This window comes from Aeromicrobium sp. CnD17-E (genome assembly GCF_024124745.1).
Classification (GTDB): Bacteria; Actinomycetota; Actinomycetes; order Propionibacteriales; family Nocardioidaceae; genus Aeromicrobium.
Genome location: NZ_JAMXRU010000183.1, coordinates 1 through 2,780, shown reverse-complemented (window position 1 = coordinate 2,780; position 2,780 = coordinate 1). Strand labels below are relative to the sequence as shown.

At 73.4% G+C, this 2,780-nt stretch carries 4 protein-coding genes; 1 reads left to right on the top strand and 3 read right to left on the bottom strand.

Annotated elements, in window-relative coordinates:
• From NH339_RS17830 to NH339_RS17820, 3 genes are all read right to left on the bottom strand, one after another.
• The coding region (locus tag NH339_RS17830) for a hypothetical protein (protein WP_253027337.1) at window positions 1-464 on the bottom strand (464 nt) is incomplete at its 3' end.
• A 76-nt stretch (window positions 465-540) separates the two neighbouring features.
• Window positions 541-1,260 carry a hypothetical protein gene (locus NH339_RS17825; RefSeq protein WP_253027336.1) on the bottom strand — a complete coding sequence of 240 codons (720 nt, stop codon included), beginning with the start codon at window positions 1,258-1,260 and terminating at the stop codon, window positions 541-543.
• Complete coding sequence (locus NH339_RS17820; RefSeq protein WP_253027335.1) at window positions 1,257-1,766, bottom strand: RNA polymerase sigma factor; 510 nt, start codon at window positions 1,764-1,766, stop codon at window positions 1,257-1,259. The genes NH339_RS17825 and NH339_RS17820 overlap by 4 nt, the downstream gene beginning before the upstream one ends.
• Before the next feature lie 228 nt (window positions 1,767-1,994).
• Here NH339_RS17820 and NH339_RS17815 point away from each other — a divergent pair.
• A partial coding sequence (locus NH339_RS17815; RefSeq protein WP_253027334.1) for a CHRD domain-containing protein occupies window positions 1,995-2,780 on the top strand: 786 nt, incomplete at its 3' end.

The window sequence follows — 2,780 nt, the reverse complement described above, 5'->3', positions numbered from 1 at the left end:
TCGAGCAGGGCCGCCTTGGTCATGCGCGAGACGCCCGGGAGCCGCTTCTCGCGGGCCGCGGCCCGCAGGCGGACGACGGTCCAGGACGCGTCCGGCACGGACGGGTCGTCCACCGGCAGGTCGCCGCGCTCGGCCGGCGGCTGTCGGTCGACGGGCGCGTCACGCTTGGCGCGCCGCAGCTTCGCCTCGAGCTTGGCCACCTTGGTGCGCTCCTGACGCGCCTCGGCCTTCCACTGCTGGGACTTCGCCTTGGACTTCTCCAGCTTGCCCTCGAGCAGCTCGACCGTCGACCGCAGCTTCTCGACCTGCTTGAGCGCCTTCGCGAGCTGCTCCTCGGCCTCGGAGAGGGCCTGCTTCGTCTTCTTCGCCTTCTTCGTCTTCGTGCCGGCGTTCTTGCCCGACTTCTCGACACCAGCCTTGCGCACGGCGGACGTGGTGTCGTCGGACGACGTGACCTTGGCCATCTCACTCCTTGCTCTCGTCAGGGCTCCGGCCGGATGATGACAGACGAAGATGACACGTCGATGAACCTCGCAACCGTCAGACGCGGGGGGCCCGCGCCAGGGCGACCGTCGCACCCCGCGCGTCGACGATCCTCAGGCCCGAGACGTCCTGCCGCGCGACCGCGGCGTTGACGCGACAGTGCACCTCGACCTGCGAGCCGAGGAACCCGCCGGCCTCGACCTCACGGCCGGACTCGTCGACGACGTAGACCGCGTAGGCCGCGCCCGGTCGCGTGCTGCGCACGTCGAGCACGGCCTCGGTCCCCCACGTGTGCGCCACGAACGCCGCCTGCACGTCGGCGGGCTCCCGACTGTCGCCGCGCACCGGCGCGAGCGTCTCGACGGCACCGAGCGTGCCGGGCGGGCCCTGCACCGGACGGTCGCTCGTGAGGGACTGGACGGCGAGCGTCGCGCCGGAACCGGCCAGGACCAGCAGGGCCGCGGCGAGCACCAGGCGTCCTCGCCTCCCACCTCTCGTCGGCCGTCCCCCGACCTGGTCGGACCCGGACGGCCCCGGGCCTGCGACGGACGCCACGCGCGCGTCGAGCGCGGCGGACGGCTCGGCCTCCAGCCAGCCCTCTCCCGCGGGTGCGTGCCAGGCGTCGAGACGTCGGGCGTCGTCGCGCAGCGCCTCGAGCTCCTCCCGCGCCTGCGGGTCCTCGCGCAGCAGGGCGTCGAGCTCGGCCTGCTCGACGGCGTCGAGGGTGCCCGTGGCGGCAGCGGCCAGCAGCTGCTCACGGCGGTGCGGCGTGGTCATGGACTCTCCTCTCCCTCGTCGAGGATCGCACGCAAGGCCCGCAGCGCGTGGAACATGCGGGTGCGCAGGGTCGCCACCGGCACGCCGTCACGTTCCGCGAGCTCCTCGTACCCGAATCCCTCCAGCCGCACGGCCACGACGACCCGACGGTGGACCTCGCTCAGCTGGGCCAGGGCCCAGACCAGCGTCACGTGGTCGAGGATGCGTGCGAGGTCGGCGTCACGGGTCGCGGACTCCTCGGTCTGCTCCCCCGACGCCGGGGCGGGCCGACGGGCCCGCGCACGCACGGCGTCGACGACGACGTTGCGGGCGATGGCGAACAGCCAGGTGCGCTGCGAGGCGCGCGCCGGGTCGTAGCGCTCGCGCGCCTGCCACGCCCGCGTGAAGGTCTCCTGCACGCACTCCTCGGCGAGGCCGCGGTCGCGCAGGGCGTTGACCATGAAGCCCAGGAGGTCGTGGCCGTGAGCGGCGTACGCAGCCCGTACGTCGAACCCGCGAGGATCCATCCGGCCGTCCTCTCGCGCTCGGGTCCGCACCACCGTAGCCACGGGAGGACGACTCGGCAGATCGATCACCGACGTCGCACTCACGCAGAGGTCTACGCACGACCCCTCGTCGCCGTTCACCGAGACGCGGCGAGAAGAAACTCGGTGCACACCGTGAACGCGACGTCGTCGACGCACGTACACCCCGCGAGCGGGCGTCGTCCGGCGCCTCACGACGAAGGGACCACCATGACCGTGAAGCGCGCCACCCGATGGACCGGAGCGGGAGTCCTCGCGACCACCGCGACCCTGACCCTGGGCGCCCTCGGGTCCACCGCCTCGGCCGACACCCCCGACCCCGTCGACCCGCCGGAGAGCTTCACCAGCGCCTTCGTCGTCGACGCGACGCCGCAGCAGGTCGTCGGCACCGACGGCACCGTGGGCGTCGGCCAGCCGGGCGCGACGGGTCGCTTCGAGTTCCTCGTGAACTCCGACGAGCAGGTCATCTGCTGGAACATCACCCTGAACAACGTGGTGACGCCGTACCAGAGCCCCGCCAAGACCGCGACGCACATCCACGAGACCGCCGCCGGCGTGAACGGCCCGCCGCGGATCGCCTTCCCGAACCCCACGCCCGCCGACGACCCGACGGCGACCGTGCGTACCAGCACCGGCTGCTCGGAGGGTCCGTTCACCACCGGTCTCGCGCCCAACGGCACCGACACCGGCACCGGCTTCTCCCTCGCGCAGCTCGAGGCGAACCCGGCGGGGTTCTCGGCCGACACCCACACCGCCGGCTTCACCGCGGGCGCGGTGCGAGGCCAGCTGGTCTTCAGCCAGGAGCTGCTCGACGCCGCCAACGCGGTCGACGAGGAGCCGACGCCCCCGGCGGACGACGAGCCCGCACCGGGCGAGGGCGTCGCCGACGCGGACGACGAGCGACAGCTGCCCGTGAACGGCGTCGACACGGGCCAGGGCGGCACCGCCGGGTCCCCGAGCCTGCTGCCGGTCGCGGCCCTGACGCTGCTCGGCCTC

Coding starts and splice junctions, on each gene's coding strand:
- NH339_RS17825 (WP_253027336.1), bottom strand. CDS start 1,260: ATGACCACGCCGCACCGCCGTGAGCAGCTGCTGGCCGCTGCCGCCACG.
- NH339_RS17820 (WP_253027335.1), bottom strand. CDS start 1,766: ATGGATCCTCGCGGGTTCGACGTACGGGCTGCGTACGCCGCTCACGGC.